Annotated in this window: 7 protein-coding genes; all 7 read right to left on the bottom strand. The window is 32.3% G+C overall.

The annotated features are described in order from the left end of the window. Positions 1 to 15 precede the first annotated feature (15 nt). The 7 genes from HYG85_RS13460 to HYG85_RS13430 all read right to left on the bottom strand — a co-directional run bounded on the left by HYG85_RS13460 (position 16) and on the right by HYG85_RS13430 (position 19,991). A complete protein-coding gene (locus HYG85_RS13460) occupies positions 16 to 1,692 on the bottom strand; it encodes an AMP-dependent synthetase/ligase (protein WP_212690101.1) in 1,677 nt (558 codons plus the stop codon). A 29-nt stretch (positions 1,693 to 1,721) separates the two neighbouring features. Further along, positions 1,722 to 6,197 (bottom strand): non-ribosomal peptide synthetase, encoded by a 4,476-nt coding sequence (locus HYG85_RS13455; protein ID WP_212690100.1) that lies wholly within the window; start codon positions 6,195 to 6,197, stop codon positions 1,722 to 1,724. Between the two features lie 271 nt (positions 6,198 to 6,468). Beyond that, a complete protein-coding gene (locus tag HYG85_RS13450) occupies positions 6,469 to 6,720 on the bottom strand; it encodes an acyl carrier protein (RefSeq protein ID WP_212690099.1) in 252 nt (83 codons plus the stop codon). Continuing rightward, positions 6,720 to 10,145, bottom strand: a complete 3,426-nt coding sequence (locus HYG85_RS13445; RefSeq protein WP_212690098.1) for a condensation domain-containing protein — start codon at positions 10,143 to 10,145, stop codon at positions 6,720 to 6,722. Before HYG85_RS13445 ends, HYG85_RS13450 begins: the two co-directional genes overlap by 1 nt. An 18-nt stretch (positions 10,146 to 10,163) precedes the next feature. Beyond that, positions 10,164 to 11,651: a condensation domain-containing protein gene (locus tag HYG85_RS13440; protein ID WP_212690097.1), complete on the bottom strand. Its 1,488-nt coding sequence runs from the start codon at positions 11,649 to 11,651 to the stop codon at positions 10,164 to 10,166. 34 nt (positions 11,652 to 11,685) lie between these two features. Continuing rightward, the gene (locus HYG85_RS13435) at positions 11,686 to 15,804 is read right to left on the bottom strand and encodes a non-ribosomal peptide synthetase (RefSeq protein ID WP_212690096.1); all 4,119 of its coding nucleotides are present in this window, start codon (positions 15,802 to 15,804) and stop codon (positions 11,686 to 11,688) included. A 56-nt stretch (positions 15,805 to 15,860) separates the two neighbouring features. Continuing rightward, positions 15,861 to 19,991: a non-ribosomal peptide synthetase gene (locus tag HYG85_RS13430; protein WP_212690095.1), complete on the bottom strand. Its 4,131-nt coding sequence runs from the start codon at positions 19,989 to 19,991 to the stop codon at positions 15,861 to 15,863. Positions 19,992 to 20,006: the final 15 nt, after the last annotated feature.

Genomic DNA, 20,006 nt, shown 5'->3' with positions numbered 1-20,006 from the left:
CTCCTACAGTGTAGCTTATAGTCTTTTAATTTTTTTAGTAGATGTCTTTGGAAATTCAGTATCCCTCAACTTCACACTACCTACCTGCATATAAACAGGTAATGACCTATTCACATCATTAACTTGGTCTTCAATATATTTTTGTACATCCACAATATTGTTTTCTTTTATAAATAGTTCATCTGGAAAAATAATTGCCTGTATCTGTTCTGTGTTATTCTCTTTCTTAGATACTACTTGTACTTCCTTGATAACTGGGAGAAGCGATAACTTCCCTTCAATCTCTTCAGGACTTACATTCTTACCATTACTCAAGATGATCAGATTTTTGACTCTACCTGTAATATACAGATAGTTATCTTCATCCATCCACCCAATATCACCAGTCTTGAACCATTCTCCTTCAAATGCTTTATTGGTATTTTCTGTATCTTTATAATACCCAAGCATTACATTATCACCTTTTGCAAGTATTTCACCTACCAAGTGACCGTTGACTTTCTCATACCTCTCATCTTCATTTATCTTTACCTGACAACAGGAAACTACACAACCAATTGAATATTTCTTTTTAAAACGGTCTGGATTTGCTGATAATAATGGTGAACATTCCGTAATTCCATAACCTTGTACAATATTAACTCCTATAGCATCAAAAAAATCAATATAAGATTGGTCCAGATAAGCTCCTCCTGAAACTATAAGTTTCAATTCTCCACCGAATTCATCGAGTACACTCTTAAATATTTTTCTGGACAGATTAATTCCTACCTTTTGCAATGCAGTAGAAAGCTTCAACATCTTCTTTAATATCTTCTCTTTATTTTTTTTCTTAGCAGATTCCATAATCGTTCTATGTATGCTCTCAACTACCATAGGTACAGCATATAGGACAGATGGTTTGAAGAGTTTTAGATTCTGGCTCATATATTTTAAGCTGTCATTCAAACAGACTGATGCACCATAATACATCATCAGCAATATATCACATGTCATTTCATAAGTATGATATAGCGGCAATATTGACAAGGATGTATCTCTTTCATCCAAACCAAGTATTCGTTTGGCACTCATTACATCTACTATAATATTTTTTTGGCTTAGCATTACACCTTTACTTTTACCAGTAGTCCCTGATGTAAAAACAATTAGGGCAAGTGCCTCTGCATCAATTTTATTTTTGTCAACTGCATCATCCAAGGATATATCGTATTTTTTAGATAGTGTTGATTCATTTTCTAATACTTGACTATCATTAATACATATGATCTTCTTCAATCCTTTTGAATCACTTTTCTCTATATCTGATAAATATTTTTTATCACAGAAAACAATGTCTACATCAGCACGCTCAAGAAGCTCAAGATATTCTTCTGTACTAAGTAGAATATCTATAGGAACAGCTACCATTCCTGCATACAATACAGATAAATATGAAACTATCCAATCGTATGAAGTCTTTCCTATAATGGCGATATGCTGTTTTGGCAGATCCAAAGAAACTAAAAATTGGGCTTTCTCTTTAACATCCCTCAATAACTCATTATAAGTCTTGCTTATTATCTTGTTTCTTAGCTTATATTTGAATACAGTTTTTTCGCCGTGTTTTTTTGCTGAAAATATCATCAACTCTTTAACAGAACTTAACTTTTCTCCATACTCATAAAAAGGGTTTTTATACGATTTTTTCATATTACCTTCTCTCCATCTATTCATATTTTTTAATAAAAAAGATTTTCCATATCTTCTTCTGTTAATTCAACAGTATCAAAATCAGATAGCAAAAAATTGATATCCTTATTATCTTTTACAACCTGTATCAATTCATCTAAGCAGGTGGTAATGTGATTACAGAATTCATTTATCTGCATCTCACTTAAGATGTTTAAACTACAGCAAAGACTGATTTTTAATTTAGAGTCAACAATTATGGCATTTACCTCTATTGGGTTTTCCATATAATTATCTTCGCTTATATCTACACCTGTTTCGTAATCTGCGTACCCGAACAATTCCTTATCCAGTACAGAGCTGTAATTACCTAGATAATTCATTTTTAATACCGATTTTTTATTAATCCTATTCTGACAGTACCATGAAACAAATGTATTATTCTTACTGTATTCCTTAGCTTTCTTTATTCCATCTTTAATTTTTTTCATTGTAGATTCTATATTCTCGGTTAAATTCTCAATAACAATAGGTGAAATAGCGGTAAACCACCCTATTGTCCTAGATACATCTATCTCATCACTTTCATTTCTTCCGTGCCATTCCATATCGGCGATCAAACAATCACTTGAGATGATTTTATTTAGTGCCATCGTTACAGCTGTCATTACCATGTCCAATTCACTTATCATATTGTTTTCATTAACAAGATTAAGTAACTGGCTTGTCCTATCTTTTGGAAGAATCAATTCTCTTTTTATGCTGTTTTTATATGTAATATTACAATCATACAACTTTATCTGATTTTCATATTTTTCAGTGTTCTCAATATAATCATCTATTAGTTCATTGTCAGTTCTTTTTCCTATGAGATAAGTACTCCAGTCTTTAAAGGATGCAGACTTATAGGATAATTCCATCCTGTTTCCATCTCTAATCTGCTTCAGTAATTTTTCAAAATCCTCAAGTAAGATGCTCCATGAGATACCATCTATAACAATATGATGTGCTGTCACTAATAATATATTATCCTGCTCAGAAATATGAAAACAGCATGCTCTTATTAACAAATCTTTCTCTATTTCAAAACCTGATTTTAATTCTATTCCTTTATCAATAATCATTTCTTTCTGTTGTTCTTCAGTATACTCAGATAAATCATATTGAATGACTTGAAATACATGATTATCATGGGCATCATTATATATGAGCTTTCCAGAGTTTTTATCATAATTCAATCTTAATGAATCATGAAATTTTACTAGATAACTAAAAGCTTTTTCTACCTGTTGGTGACTTATCTTTTTGTTCATCTTTAGAACAATACTTTGATTATAATAATTGTTATCCTTATGGTTCATATTAAAAAACTGTGATAATATGGGAGTAAACTGAACTTCACCATCTACTTGGCTAAGCTCCCTACTACCTATTGCCTTCATGTTCCTTGCAACGTCATTTATTGTTGAACCGGATAAGATATCGGAGGCTTTCAATCTATAGCCTTCTTCAAGCATTTTTGAAGATATTCTTATGGCTTGGACTGAATCTCCACCTATCTCATAAAAATTGTCTATAGGAGATAGTTCCTCTCTTTTCAGGATATTCCTCATTACATCAAGTAATATGTCAACCGATTCACTATGACTTTCAATTCCATCTGTTGCCCTTTCATTTGTGACCTGTACTTGTAAAAGAGAGTTCACGTTTATTTTTCCATTTGTAGTCAATGGTATTTCATCTATTTCTATAAACCAATTAGGAATCATATAATTAGGTAACTTCACTGCTAGATTCTGCCTCAAGTCCTCTACTGTCACAAATGAACGTTTTACATAGTAACAGCATAAACCTTCCATTCCATTATTGTCTTTTCTGCTAATGACAATAGCCTCTTTGACGGCATCGTTTTCAAGTAGAACATTTTTTATTTCATCTAATTCAATACGATGACCATGAATCTTGATCTGCATATCTTTTCTTCCAACATATTCAATGCAGTCTTCTCTAATGAATCTGGCGTGATCTCCTGTTGCATACATCTTTTCTCCATTCTCCAATGGGTTGTCAACAAACTTTTGGGCAGTCAACTCACTTCTATTGATATATCCTGCTGCCAGTCCCTTACCTGAAATATATAATTCACCTATACTGTTGATAGGAACAGGATTCAAGTCATTATCTAAGATATATATTCTAGTATTGGCTGCTGGACTTCCTATTGGAACCACGTGCCCCTTGTCGCTATTCATATCATATTTGTATATCATACATCCAACCGTTGCTTCGCTTGGACCATATTCATTATATATCTCAACATCTCTTCCCAGATTCAATGTTATCCTTTTGGCAAGATTCGTAGTGAGCTGTTCACCACCTACAATCATTCTTTTTATGGAAGAATTCTTATAAATCTTATCTGTCAGTAGAGACATATGTGTAGGAGTTAACTTTATTACCTGCACCTTATTCTCATTCATAATTCTGTGTAACACATATTCATCTTCATCATCTCTATAAATGACGATTTTATTTCCACTTATTAATGGGGTAAAAACCGATGTCATGGTTAGATCAAAGGACAAAGAAGTAAACAAAGGAAATGACCCTTCAGCACCATCTACATACATTTTGTCTGCCCATATTATGTAATTAGCAAGTCCCCTATGTTCTACCATGACACCTTTGGGTTTTCCTGTAGTTCCCGATGTGTATAATATATATGCTATATCATCTATACTGCACATACTATCTATGTTGGAATAATCTTTACTCCAAAACATGCTTTCATAATCTAGATACATTACATCAGCTGAGGATTCTTGTAATTCAAAATCATCCAAATTGGTTAAAATCAAATCCATAGCAGTATCTTCGATTATATACTTTATCCTAGACTCTGGATAATTACTATCAATGGGAATGAAAATTCCTCCCAGCTTCAATATCCCCATTATAGCTATTATGGTCTCCAATGAATGCTCTGTAACTATTCCTACTTTGCTGTTTCTGCCTATTCCTTTTTCCCTTAACCGACCAGCAAGCTGATTTATTTTTTCGTCCAACTGTTCATATGTTAAACACTTATCTCCATCTTCAAGAGCGCCTTTATCACCAGCGATTTTGACCTGTTTTTCGAATAAGTCAATAACTGTTTTATCAATGGAATATGTTTCTGTATTATTGAATTGGTTAACCTGCTTTTCATATTCATCATCGGTTAATAATGAAACCTGCTGTATGCTCAATTCATTATCATTTATTACTTTCTTGATTACACTAATAAGCTGTTTTCCCATTGACTCAATATCACCGTCTTTGAAATCAGTCACTTTATAGTCAATATCTATACCAAGGCTTGAACTCTCATTCCAATCTCTTATGATAACCTGTAGAGAATAATTCTGTTCACCATTAAAGAATTCTCTACTAGATACCTCTAACCCATCTATTTTTTCTAATAGTTTCAAGTTATAATAGTTAAAACAATTATCGTATATCTTTTCACCTTGGGCACCAGTTAATCCTAGATCCTTTACCATTATATTATATGGATATCTATGATTAAAAAAACATGCCATCAATTCATTTCGTACCCTTACTGCCATCTCTTTTATTGTTTCATCATCGTCTATAATAAACCTGAAAGGTACAGAACTCACATACATCCCAAGAGATTTAAAGTCCTTCTTAGAATTTCTTCCCCAAAAAGGAACTCCAATAATTATATCCTTCTTCTGAGTACTCTTTCTTAGATATATCAAGTAGGTAGTCAATAATACAGCATTCATTGAAATCTTATTACATTTACAGTATCCATATAATTCTTCTCTTATAGAATTGTCCAATGTAAATGTCTTTCTTCTGGCTGTTGTTTCTGATGATGATTTATCACTGCTCAAGGAAAGATTACTCATCTTTTCCATCCAGAATGATTTATTTTTATGGTACTGTGCAGATGTCAAATAACGTTTTTCATCATTGATATATCTTTCATAATTAGAACATATATCTTGGTTTTTCACATTTTCAGAAGTTGGATTTTCATATTCTCTGCCTATGCAATCCGTCAATAGCTGGAAAGTCCATCCGTCTGCAATAACATGATGTAATTTTATAAAATATCCATATGCATTATCATTAAGTTTGAAAACTATGAATTTGTATAAAAGGTTGTCTTCTAGAACAAAGGGGATTTCCCCTTGTTTTTGCACCCATACATCCAAATCTTCTTGGGTAGAACAAGATTTACTTAAGTCCACATAGGATATTTCATTTTCTGAATAATTTTTCATTCTATTATAATACTGATAATATTTATCACCATCTCCAGTAATGCGGATATGAAAGATAACATTATTATCCATGAATGAAATAATAGCTTTCTTCAATCTATGGACATCCACACTTCCTTTTATTAAAACATATCCACCTATATTGAACATGACTGAATCGGGATGAAGCATTTGTGTCAGCCATATTCTTTTCTGTGGCAAGGTTAACTCATACAGGCTACCTTCCTTCATGCAGCATTCCTCATTTCTGTATACCATTCATCAAGATTATGATTTTCTTATTATTATTTCACTCAGTCATATCACTTTAATCAGATTAATTTATAGTAATTCTTACTTATCTCATATACAAAATATCCATAATCAAATAAATTATTGACTCAATATACATTTCATTATCTTATATTTTAATTTATTTTAATTTTTTAACATTTTAATTTTATCATTAACAAAATGTTTTTTCAATTTATTTTTGTATATGAGATTTATGTAAACTATAATCTTATTGCTTTTCGCTGATTTTTTTCTTAATATACTCTAATATCTCTGATAGTGTTTCAAATTTTTCATAATCCAAACATTCATCATCAAATTCAATATTAAATATATCTTCCATACCAACAACCATCTTTATATAATATATTGAACTTACACCTAGTTTGCTTAGTGATACATCAAGCACAATGGCATTTTCTTCTAGTTGAAAAATTTCCATAAGTTTGCTTTTGAATTTTTCATCAATAGTCTTATCCATCATTCTCCTCCTATCTCCATAGTAGTCTCAATCCCATCAACACATTTGCTCATAAGCTCTTCAATAAACTGTTTTTCCATTAGATATAGATTTTGGAGTTTTTCCCCTGTCTTCTGTAAAGATTCTGGTTTGAATCTCTTAGTCAGAATATACTTTCCTATCATATTCATCTCTAATCTCCAACCTCGTATTATTTCATTCAAGACACTCATATCCATAAGCTGTCCATTGAAGACAGTATCCAATTGAAATTTTCTGGCATGTTGTGCTTTTAATATGTTATTGATACTAAAATACAGCCTATCTACAGCTTCAGCAAACTTCTGCTCGTCTTTAACCAATTCCTTACATCTGTTAATGAAATTCTGAAGTCTATCAAGCCCCTCCATTACTTCATCTTTGTGGTTTAGCATATGTTTCATCAACATCTTAGCGTATTCTTCATCTGTTTTCCTTGATACTTCCTGTGAAGGTTTGAGGCTAAAATCAATGTATGATGGATATTGTTTATCTCTAATAAAATTCTTCTTGGCACCATCATATACATTGATAATGTCATTGTAGCTCATAGTTCTTTCTGTAAAGTCCAGTATATTCTTATCACTCTGTTCCAGAACATATGCAGACTCTAATTCATCATCATATCCATATATTAGTATTGTGTGTGGCCAATGTTCTTTTTCATAAGTATCCTTACGTATTGAACTGTAATAACAGTCTATCTGTATAATAACCAATCTGCCTTTTTTCAGTGCAGTTTTTATGTTGCTTATGATATTATTGCTGCGAATGATTCTATTAGCCTTCAATCCACATTTATTGAACATAGGAATTAATTTATCCTTAACCAGATATGTTGTATCTATACTTTCATAGTTATCTGAACCATCATAGATGAACACATCATTGCAAAGTATTTCTTTAATACTCTTATTATAAAACTCAAGTACTGGGAATAAGGCACTATAAAAACAGTCTTTGTATATTACATCATTAAATGGCTTTATCCCATCAATATATACTTTTGATTTTTCATTTTGTGCCACATCCTCATTTTTATTATAGTCAAGGAACAGGGCTATATTTTTTCTGAAATTCTCCGTAATACAGTTAAGAGCTTCTTCGTCAATTATCTCTTTGATATAGTTGAAATTAATCCTCAGCTTATTCTCTATAATCAATCCAGTTATATCAAATATGTAATCTAAAAGCATATTTTCATCTATGGTATTACCAAAATCCATATCAGATATTGCAAACAAGTCATGGTTTATATTCTGGTCAAATTCTCCTAGATAATTAAAACGGATATCCGATTCAAAATCCAGCTTTTCTGATATATCATTTTTGGACAAGTATCTTAAAATTCCATAATCAAGTCCACGATTTGGTACTGATTCTATGTTATCAGAGACTTTTTCTATGTATTTGAGGATATCATTTTCATCAATGGATAAATATATAGGATAAACACTGGTGAACCAACCAACAGTTCTTGCAATATTTATGTCGTCATCTATTTCACTTCTACCGTGACCCTCAATATTAACAACAAAATTCTTAAAATCAATGTTATTCTTAAGGGCAAGACCAATACAGCCTAATATTACATAATCCATATTTATAAAAAGCTCACCAGATTTTTGCTGAATTAATTTTGTCTCCTCTTGTGAAAATACTACAGCAAAATCTTTTCTGTCTTTTAATTTAGTCATACATTTATCATGATCATCTTTTTCAGATTTTAGCTTGTCTCCAAGTTTCATCCAATAATCTTGGCTTTGTTTTATTTCTTCTTCATTTACATATTGCATTAATCTATCAACCCACTTATTATAAGGATGGGTTTTATTATTTAATCTCAGTTTTTCTCCATTTAGAAGTTGGTTATAGCCACGTGCAAAATCTTCAAGAATGATACGCCAGGAAAATGCATCAATCAATAGATGATGTATTACCAAGAGAAGATGATCCCCATCTGATTTATGGAAACATGCCCCTCTTATAAGTGGACCATTTTCTATATCTAGTCCAGCCTGTAAGTTATTTATTGAGGATAATATATCTTTTTCTTTAATATTATCAAATTTATCTAAGCAGAATGCTTTTTCTATATTCTCTTTATCCGTAGATAATACTTCTTGAACCACTTTATTGTCTTCTAATCTATACATGGCTCTCAACATATCATGATGAGTAATTATTCCTTCCATTACTTCTTTTACAATATCCATGTCAAATCCTTTTTCACTATACAAGAATAATGACTGGTTATAATGAGAATAATTCATATCCTTATTTTCAAAGAAGTTCTTTTGTATTGGAGATAAAGCAACTTCTCCAGTAAACATTTCTTGACTTATAACTTCATCAGATTCTTTTAGTACACTGCTCAACTTCTCTATTGTTGGATAGGTATACAAATCTTTTACTGAAAATTTATAGCCAGACAGCATTGCAACCATTCTGATTGCTTTGATGGAATCTCCACCTAATTTGAAAAAACTGGTTTTAACACTGATATCCTTAATACCTAGAATCTCTTCCCATACTTTTACCAGTTCTTCTTCTCTAGCATTCCTTGGAGCAACATAAATATCTTCATCTTCTTCTACTTCATCATCACTATCTTTTATACTATTTAATCTAACAGCTTCCATTTTTTCTTTCCATGAAAGCAATGTAGGTTCTGACAAAATATCAATATCACCAATAAGAATATTATAATCTGCCATAACACACTGCATATACTTATTTAAGTCTTCTGCAATGGTTTGTATAGTTTCAATATTATATAATTCTTCTTTATAGATTAACCTGACACTGAGGCTGTCATTTTCCATTTTGAACCTAAATATCACATCTGAACTTTCTGTATAGGTATCATCCATGTCATGAAGTCCTTCCATCTCAATTACAATCCCGAATGATGGTTCATCCTTATACATAGGAAGCTGTAAGGACTGAAAAACATGGTATAGTGGATATATTTGATTTTCATATGCTGATTTTATATTCTCCTTACATTCTATAAGCAACTGTTTAAATGTTTTATCATCATTCATGTTATATCTTAGAGCCAACAGTGCATTGGTTCTGCTCTGTTTATCACTGTCAGCAAGTAATGGAAAACCTATCATAACCTCATTTTGATCCATATACATATGAGTCAGATAAACTGTTCCAGTGGTAAGAAGAATGAACATGGCATATTGAGAATTATTACATAGTGCTTTCATTTTCCCATATATAGCTTTGTCAAAAACATATTCATATTCTTTCATATTGCTATTTTTATTATCACTAATATTGTCATATGGTATTATACTGTTCTTTTCACATCCAGATAAAATACTCAGCCAGTAATCATGCTCTTTCTCATATTTGTTACTGGATATTATTATATTTTTCATATATCTATCCATACTATTCAAACTTCTCCTTTATAGATTTATATCAAGATTGTTCAGCAATTTTTCAGGTTCATCAACGACTTGTTTAAGGATGCTTATATATTCATTCAATAATGTTTTTATGGTCTCTTCCTTGAACAATTCTTTACTATATATAAAACATATATTCAAATGTTTCTCTGATGAATTGAATATATTTATCTGTAGATCAAAACGTCCATCAGTCTCTATATAATCATGGTATGGTTTTACTCTTATGTCACCTAATTCAAGCTCACCATAATCTGTATTCTGCATTATGAACAATGTATTTATCAATGATTTATCCTTAATCTTTGACTTCTGTCTTATCTTATCCGTCAATACGTCAAAAGGATACTCCTGATTAGAATAAGCATTCAGTAGAATCTCTTTTGTCTCATTCAAGAAATCGAAGTACTTCTTCTCTCCTGAAGGATAGTTTCTTATGGCAAGAGTATTAACAAACATACCTATCATGTTATAAGCTTCTTTTATGGTTCTTCCCTGACAGCTTAAGCCAGTTACCAAATCATCTTTTCCAAGCCATTTCCATAGTAGTACATGATATACAGAAAGCATTAGCATATTTAATGTGACACCATTGCTAGAACAGAACTGTAACAGCTTATCACGATAATCATCCTGAAATTCATGATATAGTGATTTCTCAGTATATTTTCTTATACCTTCCTTTGAGTAATCTGTTTTCAATTCTGTTGACATCTTTCCATCATCAAACTGTTCCAACCAGTATTTTTCTTTTGATAGTCCTATATCCGATTTCAAGAAATTGTTGTACCATTCAACATAATGCTCATAATGAACTTCCGTCTTCGCTGGCTCTATACCTTGATATAGCTGCTGAAACTCATTCATCAAGACAACTATTGATTTTCTATCAGAAATGATGTGGTGGATATCCATAAGAAGAACATATTTTCTACTATCATATTTAATCAGCCTTACCCTGAACAAGGGTGCCTTATCAAGTTGAAAACTTCTTACGAATGACCGTATATCATCTTCTATATTCTTTTCATCTCCTTCAACGGATTCAATAGAGAAATCAGAAACCCCATTGATCTTCTGCATATATTCACCGTGATGAAGATGAAATGATGTTCTTAGGGCATGATGCCTCTCTACTATTGTTTTAAATGTATCATTGATCTTTTCTTCATCAACATCTCCTTCAAGAAAAAGCACACGAGGGATATTATAGGCAGTATCCCTTTTCATGAATTGATGTAGAAGAATCATCTTTTGTGATGGAAGCATTGGATAATATTCTTTTTCCTGTGAATCCTTTATTATATCTTCAAAGTCTGAATGATTACTTTTATCCAAATCCTCTGTTTCACTAATACTGATTTCTTCTTTTACGTTATCTTCAGATAATACATAATCATACATTTCCATAAGCATCTTGGCAGCTTTTTCTTTATCCAAACTGCCTGATGCAACCTGCTCTAGTATATATCTCCTTACTTCTTTCATACGTCACCTCTATACACACTATAGTATTTGTAGTTTAAAAATCAAAATCTACATCAGCTTCAATTATCTTTGTGTCTTGTACTATATCCATATCCAGACTAATATCCTCTATCTTAATAGAATCATTTTGTGAAATGACCTCTAACACTTTTTTATAATCTTCCATCATTCTGAAAATCATATTTTTCTCTAGATGGTCACATGCATATTTTATTTTTATATTAGTCTTGTCAGGGAGAATCTTGACAATTACTCTCATCTTTTGTGTTTCTACTGTTGTTTTATCATCTTCGTATTCTAATGTGATATTATCACTCTCTATGAATTCTCTATCTAGAATAAACATAGTGAATACTGTATCAAATAAATATGATGTGTTATGATATTGCCCATTTGTCAAATCCTGTATGACTTCATTAACATGATATTCCTGATTATTAATTGCACCTATAAGTGTTTTTTTGACATCATCCATAAATTCTGCAAAAGTCTTATTTCCATAAGGATAATTCCTAAGTGGTACACCATTAGCAAAAGTACCAATCATATCACTAAGTCCACCATAATTTCTTCCATGTAAAGGTGTTCCTATTACAACATCTTCTGAAGCAGTATATCTAGAATATACAATATTGAAAGCTGAAAAATATACCATAAAAAGTGTAGTTCTATTATCTTTGGCTACTTTGTTTAATTTATTTAATAGAGTAGTGTCTGTTATAATCTCATCTATATCATTTCCAGCATACACTTCTGTTTCTTCTGGGCTAAATCCAGCAATTTTACCTTTTTGAGGATTATAATTCTCAAAGTTTTTCTTCCAATACTCTTTTTCCTCTGTTGTATCTATGGATTCCTTGTGATCTGCCTGCCACTGTGCAAAATCTTTGTACTGTATATATAACTCTTCCATATTTCTTCCTTCATATAGTGCAGCCAGCTCATTTATCATTATCATTACAGATAAACCATCTCCCACAGTATGGTGAGAATCAAGAAGCAGTTTTGTACTGTTCTCATTTTGAAATAATGTTGCCCTTATAAGAGGTGCCTTTTGTAGGTCAAATGGCTTTACATAATCTCCAATATCATAATTCTCTTCTGTTACTATATTCAACTTGAAAGGTACATCATCATGAACTATCTGCATAATTTCTTCGTTAATCACATCAAAAGATGTTCTAAATATATCATGTCTATATAGCATCTTTCTGATAGCATCTTCCAGCCTTACTGAATCAACACTACCTTTGATATCAATTACCGTTGCAATATTATTTCCTGTAAGACAATCCTTTAACTGTTCTTGCATATAGAAACCTAGCTGCTCTGAAGTAATTCTATAATATTCTTTCTTTTGAACAGGTTTTATTTCATCAGTATCCTCATTGGTATTATTCCTAATATAATCAGCAATCTTACTGATAACTGCATCATTGAATACCACCTCTAATGGCAATTCAACATCAAAATGATCTACTATCATGGAAATCATAGTCATTACCTTCAATGAGTGACCTCCTATGGCAAGGAAATTATCATCCCTGTCAAAGTTGTCTGTCTCTAGTATCTCACTCCAGATTTCTGCCAATTTCAATTCTATCTCATCTCTATAGGCTACACTCTTTTTAAGCTGTATGTCTCCTATCTTAGGTAGTTTTTCGTAATCTATTTTTCCATTCATGTTGATAGGTATCTTCTCTATCTGCATTACTTTGGATGGTACTTCATATGCTGGAAGTCTTTCTCGTAGATACTCGTATAATTCATTTTCTTCTATTCTTTCATCTGATATATAGTATCCTGCTATGGTTTTCTTTCTATCTTCTCTTTCCAGTCTGTCTTCGTATCCGATTTCTTTCATTATTTCTACTATTTTTGTTTTGTCCACTTCTTCAGCTAGTTCTTCTAATGATTGTTCTAGGGTTATATGCCCTAGTCTTACCTCCCAGCTGTTTGGGAAAGTGTAATTGTCATATTCTTTCCTTTTTCTCTGTACGTATATTCCCACATCGTTTACCCTACAGTTACTGGAACATGAGCCTGTATCCTGTGGCTGACTCCAATGGTCACTCTTGCTTTTTAATAAGTTAAGGATTTCTTTCTTGGTTACGTCTGTATATCTATAGAAGTCTATTACTTCTGTCTTTTCTAATATTTCTCTGTCTATTATCATTTCTTCTCCAAGACTTTTGGTTACATAATCTTTCTTAGCATGATATAGACATCTTTGTTCAAATATCTTGTTTTCTATTTCTTCTACATCTTCTATTTGTTTTCCCTGTTCAAATATGTCGTACAGTCTTACATCAAATATCTGTCCTCTTGATAATCCATTTATTATATATGGTATTTTGTTTTCATAGGCATATCTTTCACTTAGTATGTTAAGTACTCTGAAACATCCTTTACATACACTGCATTCTTCATTTAATCCTTCAAGGAATACTTTGTTCATATCCTTCTGAGTCTGTATTATACAGTCTACGTTGCATTCTTTTACTACCCTGTCTATGTTCTTGAAAGCTGTTTCTGATATGTATTCGTTGTCAAATACAAATGCAAGTACTCTTACTCCCATTTCTACAAGCTTGTATAATACGTATGTGCTGTCTTTTCCTCCACTGTATTGTAATAGACAGTCATATTTTCCTTCATATGGGTTGTTCTTGAGTTTTTGTTCTAGTTCTTCAAGGGGTCTGAAGTACTCTGCTGTTATATCTTCATATCCTTCGTATTTCTTGCATACGTTGCAAACACCGTCTTCACCTATTATTACTCCTTCGTATTTTGAAGTGATTCCGCATCTGCTGCAATACTTGGCTTTTTCCTGTTCTTCTTCAACATGTACAAGTGATTCTTTGACTCCTGGGTAGGTGAGCATGGTTCCTTCTATTTCCCCAAGTTCAATCCTGTTCCCTCTTATCTTGACCTGTCTGTCTTTTCTTCCTATGTATTCAAGATTTCCGTCAGGCATTATCTTTCCGTAATCACCTGTTCTGTACATTAGTTTTTCTGTTTCTTCTATATTTATTTTCACAAATTTTTCTTTTGTCATTTCTTCGTTGTTGTAATATCCTAGAGTCATATACTCTGTTTCTATGTATATTTCTCCTTCTTCATTATCCATACATTCCTTAAGGTTTCTATCCAGGATATGTATTCTGGTTCCTTCCATTGGCTTACCTATAGATATACTGCTCTTATTTGTATCGGAAGCCTTTATTTCATAATAGGTCTTTATCATTGTTGTTTCTGATGGTCCGTAGAAATTCACTAGCTGTATTTTTTCTCCTTGTTTTTCATACCAGTCCTTCAAGCTTTTTGGTATGATTCTCTCTCCTGCCATCATCACATATTTTAACTTTTCATATCTCTCTTTGCCGTTTCTTGCTTCATCTATTAGTCTAAATAGAGTTGGTGTACAGTGTATTACATTCACCTGTGATCTTTCTATCCAGTCTCCAAGTCTTTTTCCATCTAGTATGACTTCTCTTTTTTCTGGAATGCAAATGGTTCCTCCATGGCATAGTGTAGTGAATATGTCTCTCATCACTGCGTCAAAACCTGGAGAAGTCAGTTGACTTACTCGTAGGTTTTCTATATTGCCTAGGTATTTACCTTCCCACTCTACAAAGTTCAACAGACTTTCGTTCTTGCCTAGTATTGCTTTTGGTTTACCAGTTGTTCCTGATGTGAAGAATATGTAGATAGGGTCTTTTGGGTCATAAGTAATCTGCTCACAGCTACACTGCTTGTCCTCGTTATGAGACACTATTATGATTCCCTCTTTTTGGGAGAGTATCATCTCTGCTCGATCTTCACTTTTTTTGTCTGTAATGATATATTTTAGTTCTGCACACTCTGACATGATTTTCAATCTGGTATTTTGATAGTTTTCATCAAGAGGAACAAATATGCAACCTGCTTTTAATATTCCTATCATGGCTGTTATCATTTCTACTTTATTGTCAAGAAGTATCCCTACTGGCGTTTTGTGTGGGATTTGTTTTGCAACAAGTACATTTTTTATAGTTTCTGACCTATGATCAATCTCTTCATAGGTTACTTTTTGCTCATTATATTCTGCTGCTGTTTTACTATTATATTTTTTTAATGCTTCCAGTAATTTATTCTGTATCGTGTTAACCATAATTTCCACCATCCTCATTTATATACTGCATAACTACCTGTCAATAGCTTAATTGATTAAAAACTGAAGCCCACATCTAATTCTTCTTCGTTACTGATGTCATTGAACACTTCATTAGTAAGATTTATATCTTTGATCTTGATATATGGGTTATCTGTTATTGTTTCTAATATTTTGAGATAATCTCTCATCATCTGGCTTATTGTCTCATCTCTGAACAAATCTTTTGAATAAACAAGTGATAAAATTAATGTGTTTTCATAGCTATAGACTATGACTCTTAGATTCTCAAATTCCATCACGTTGTTTTCATTCAAGTAATCTACCTCTACCCCTGCAATATCTTCAGATAATGTATCAATATACTGCATAGCAAATGTAACATCAAAAATATTATTATCTATAACCTCACTATCCTTTGATAATTCATTAAGTATATTGTCGATTTGGTACTCATCATTATCAAAAGCACCGATGACTACATCCTTCATCTCGGTTAGATAATCATAAAAAGTTTTTTCTTTTTCTGGGTAGCTCCTTATGGCAAGAGAATTTATGAACATACCTACCATATCCTTAAGTTCATTATTTTCTCTTCCTTCAATAGGTGTACCTATAACAATATCTTCCTTTGCTGTATATTTGCTGTATAAAACATTGTAAGCAGCAAAAAGAAGTATAAATGCTGTGGTATGATTTTCTACAGCTAACTTGTTCAAAGCATTATATAGATTATCTGATATATACTCAGTTATTTTTCCACCTTTGTATTCTCTCTCACCACTTACTTCAAAGTCTTTCATAAGACCTTTGGTAATGTTATAGTCTTTTAATACATCTTGCCAGTACGCTTCTTGTTCTTCTCGTTTACCTTCAACTAATCTGTTATACCACTGGGTATAATCAACATATCTTGCCTTCAATTCAGGTAATGTTTCATCTTTATATAGAGCCAGCAAATCACGTAGAATGATTCTAACTGATTTTCCATCTGCTATTGTATGATGGAGATCAAGAACTATCATACTCTTTTCTTCATTGAATTTTATTAGTGCCCCACGGAATAATGGTGCTTTTTCTAAGTTGTATGGTTTAATGAAGTTAGAAATATATTCATCCACTTCTTCTTCTCTACATGAAATTACAGTCAATCTAAAATCAATTTCATCGTTTATGATCTGCACGAATCCATTATCATGAAGTTCAAAGGAAGTTCTTAAGGATTCATGTCTTTTGATTAATTTCATAAATGCATCATTCAATCTTTCCTCGTCAACTACTCCATTAAGCATGAATTTATTAGTTAAATGGTAAGTTGTTTTTACATCTTCATATTTCTCTATGTAGACTATTCTTCGTTGGGCTGGTGATAATTCATAGTATTCTTTCTGCCCTATGTTTACTATTTTATCAATCTTTATTTTATTATTGTTTTTTATGTAATCAGCTATTTTGCTGATAACCGCATTATTGAATACAACTTCCAATGGTAATTCAACTTCAAAAGAATCATATATCATAGAAATCATAGTCATTACCTTCAATGAGTGACCTCCTATGGCAAGGAAATTATCATCCCTGTCAAAGTTGTCTGTCTCTAGTATCTCACTCCAGATTTCTGCAAGTTTCAATTCTATCTCATCTCTATAGGCTACACTCTTTTTAAGCTGTATGTCTCCTATCTTAGGCAGTTTCTCATAATCTATTTTGCCATTCATATTGATAGGTATCTTCTCTATCTGCATCACCTTGGATGGTACTTCATATGCTGGAAGTCTTTCTCGTAGATACTCGTATAATTCATTTTCTTCTATTCTTTCATTTGATATATAGTATCCTGCTATTGTTTTCTTTCTATCTTCTTTTTCCAGTCTGTCTTCGTATCCGATTTCTTCCATTATTTCTACTATTTTTGTTTTGTCCACTTCTTCAGCTAGTTCTTTTAATGATTGTTCTAGGGTTATATGCCCTAGTCTTACCTCCCAGCTGTTTGGGAAAGTGTAATTGTCATATTCTTTCCTTTTTCTCTGTACGTATATTCCCACATCGTTTACCCTACAGTTACTGGAGCATGAACCTGTATCCTGTGGCTGACTCCAATGGTCACTCTTGCTTTTTAATAAGTCAAGGATTTCTTTCTTGGTTACGTCTGTATATCTATAGAAGTCTATTACTTCTGTCTTTTCTAATATCTCCCTGTCTATTATCATTTCTTCTCCAAGGCTTTTGGTTACATAATCTTTCTTAGCATGATATAGACATCTTTGTTCAAATATCTTGTTTTCTATTTCTTCTACATCTTCTATTTGTTTTCCCTGTTCAAATATGTCATAGAGTCTTACATCGAATATCTGTCCTCTTGATAATCCATTTATTATATATGGTATTTTGTTTTCATAGGCATATCTTTCACTTAGTATGTTAAGTACTCTGAAACATCCTTTACATACACTGCATTCTTCATTTAATCCTTCAAGGAATACCTTGTTCATATCCTTCTGAGTCTGTATTATACAGTCTACGTTGCATTCTTTTACTACCCTGTCTATGTTCTTGAAGGCTGTTTCTGATATGTATTCGTTGTCAAACACAAATGCAAGTACTCTTACTCCCATTTCTACAAGCTTGTATAATACGTATGTGCTGTCTTTTCCTCCACTGTATTGTAATAGACAGTCATATTTTCCTTCATAAGGGTTGTTCTTGAGTTTTTGTTCTAGTTCTTCAAGGGGTCTGAAGTACTCTGCTGTTATATCTTCATATCCTTCGTATTTCTTGCATACGTTGCAAACACCGTCTTCACCTATGATTACTCCTTCGTATTTTGAAGTGATTCCGCATCTGCTGCAGTACTTGGCTTTTTCCTGTTCTTCTTCAACATGTACAAGTGATTCTTTGACTCCTGGATAAGTGAGCATGGTTCCTTCTATTTCCCCAAGTTCAATCCTGTTCCCTCTTATCTTGACCTGTCTGTCTTTTCTTCCTATGTATTCAAGATTTCCGTCAGGCATTATCTTTCCGTAATCACCTGTTCTGTACATTAGTTTTTCTGTTTCTTCTATATTTATTTTCACAAATTTTTCTTTTGTCATTTCTTCGTTGTTGTAATATCCTAGAGTCATATACTCTGTTTCTATGTATATTTCTCCTTCTTCATTATCCATACATTCCTTCAGGTTTCTATCCAGGATATGTATTCTTGTTCCTTCCATTGGCTTACCTATAGATATACTGCTTTTATTTGTATCGGAAGCCTTTATTTCATAATAGGTCTTTATCATTGTGGTTTCTGATGGTCCGTAGAAATTTACTAGCTGTACTTTTTCTCCTTGTTTTTCATACCAGTCCTTCAAGCTTTTTGGTATGATTCTCTCTCCTGCCATCATCACATATTTTAAATTTTCATATCTCTCTTTGCCGTTTCTTGCTTCATCTATTAGTCTAAATAGAGTTGGTGTACAGTGTATTACATTCACCTGTGATCTTTCTATCCAGTCTCCAAGTCTTTTTCCATCTAGTATGACTTCTCTTTTTTCTGGAATGCAAATGGTTCCTCCATGGCATAGTGTAGTGAATATGTCTCTCATCACTGCGTCAAAACCTGGAGAAGTCAGTTGGCTGACTCTTAGGTTTTCTATATTACTTAGGTATTTACCTTCCCACTCTACAAAGTTCAACAGACTTTCGTTCTTGCCTAGTATTGCCTTTGGTTTACCAGTTGTTCCTGATGTGAAGAATATGTAGATAGGGTCTTTTGGGTCATAAGTAATATGCTCACAGCCACACTGGTTGTCCTCGTTATGAGACACTATTATGACTCCTTCTTTTTGAGGGAGTATCATTTCCGCTCTTTCTTCGCTTTTTTTGTCTGTAATGATATATTTTAGTTCTGCACATTCTGACATGATTTTCAATCTGGTATTTTGATAGTTTTCATCAAGAGGAACAAATATGCAACCTGCTTTTAATATTCCTATCATGGCTGTTATCATTTCTACTTTATTGTCAAGAAGTATCCCTACTGGTGTTTTTTGTGGGATTTGTTTTGCAACAAGTACATTTTTTATAGTTTCTGACCTATGATCAATCTCTTCATAGGTTACTTTTTGCTCATTATATTCTGCTGCTGTTTTACTATTATATTTTTTTAATGCTTCCAGTAATTTATTCTGTATCGTGTTAACCATACTATTTCCTCCATC

It is taken from the genome of Vallitalea guaymasensis (assembly GCF_018141425.1).
Lineage (GTDB): Bacteria > Bacillota > Clostridia > Lachnospirales > Vallitaleaceae > Vallitalea > Vallitalea guaymasensis.
Note: the sequence above shows the minus strand (reverse complement) of the source record. Positions and strands in the feature narration are given on the sequence as shown.

What these genes read in the sequence shown, in the direction of transcription:
- HYG85_RS13460 (WP_212690101.1), bottom strand. Translation starts at nt 1,692, where the DNA reads ATGAAAAAATCGTATAAAAACCCTTTTTATGAGTATGGAGAAAAGTTA.
- HYG85_RS13455 (WP_212690100.1), bottom strand. Translation starts at nt 6,197, where the DNA reads ATGAAGGAAGGTAGCCTGTATGAGTTAACCTTGCCACAGAAAAGAATA.
- HYG85_RS13450 (WP_212690099.1), bottom strand. Translation starts at nt 6,720, where the DNA reads ATGGATAAGACTATTGATGAAAAATTCAAAAGCAAACTTATGGAAATT.
- HYG85_RS13445 (WP_212690098.1), bottom strand. Translation starts at nt 10,145, where the DNA reads ATGGATAGATATATGAAAAATATAATAATATCCAGTAACAAATATGAG.
- HYG85_RS13440 (WP_212690097.1), bottom strand. Translation starts at nt 11,651, where the DNA reads ATGAAAGAAGTAAGGAGATATATACTAGAGCAGGTTGCATCAGGCAGT.
- HYG85_RS13435 (WP_212690096.1), bottom strand. Translation starts at nt 15,804, where the DNA reads ATGGTTAACACGATACAGAATAAATTACTGGAAGCATTAAAAAAATAT.
- HYG85_RS13430 (WP_212690095.1), bottom strand. Translation starts at nt 19,991, where the DNA reads ATGGTTAACACGATACAGAATAAATTACTGGAAGCATTAAAAAAATAT.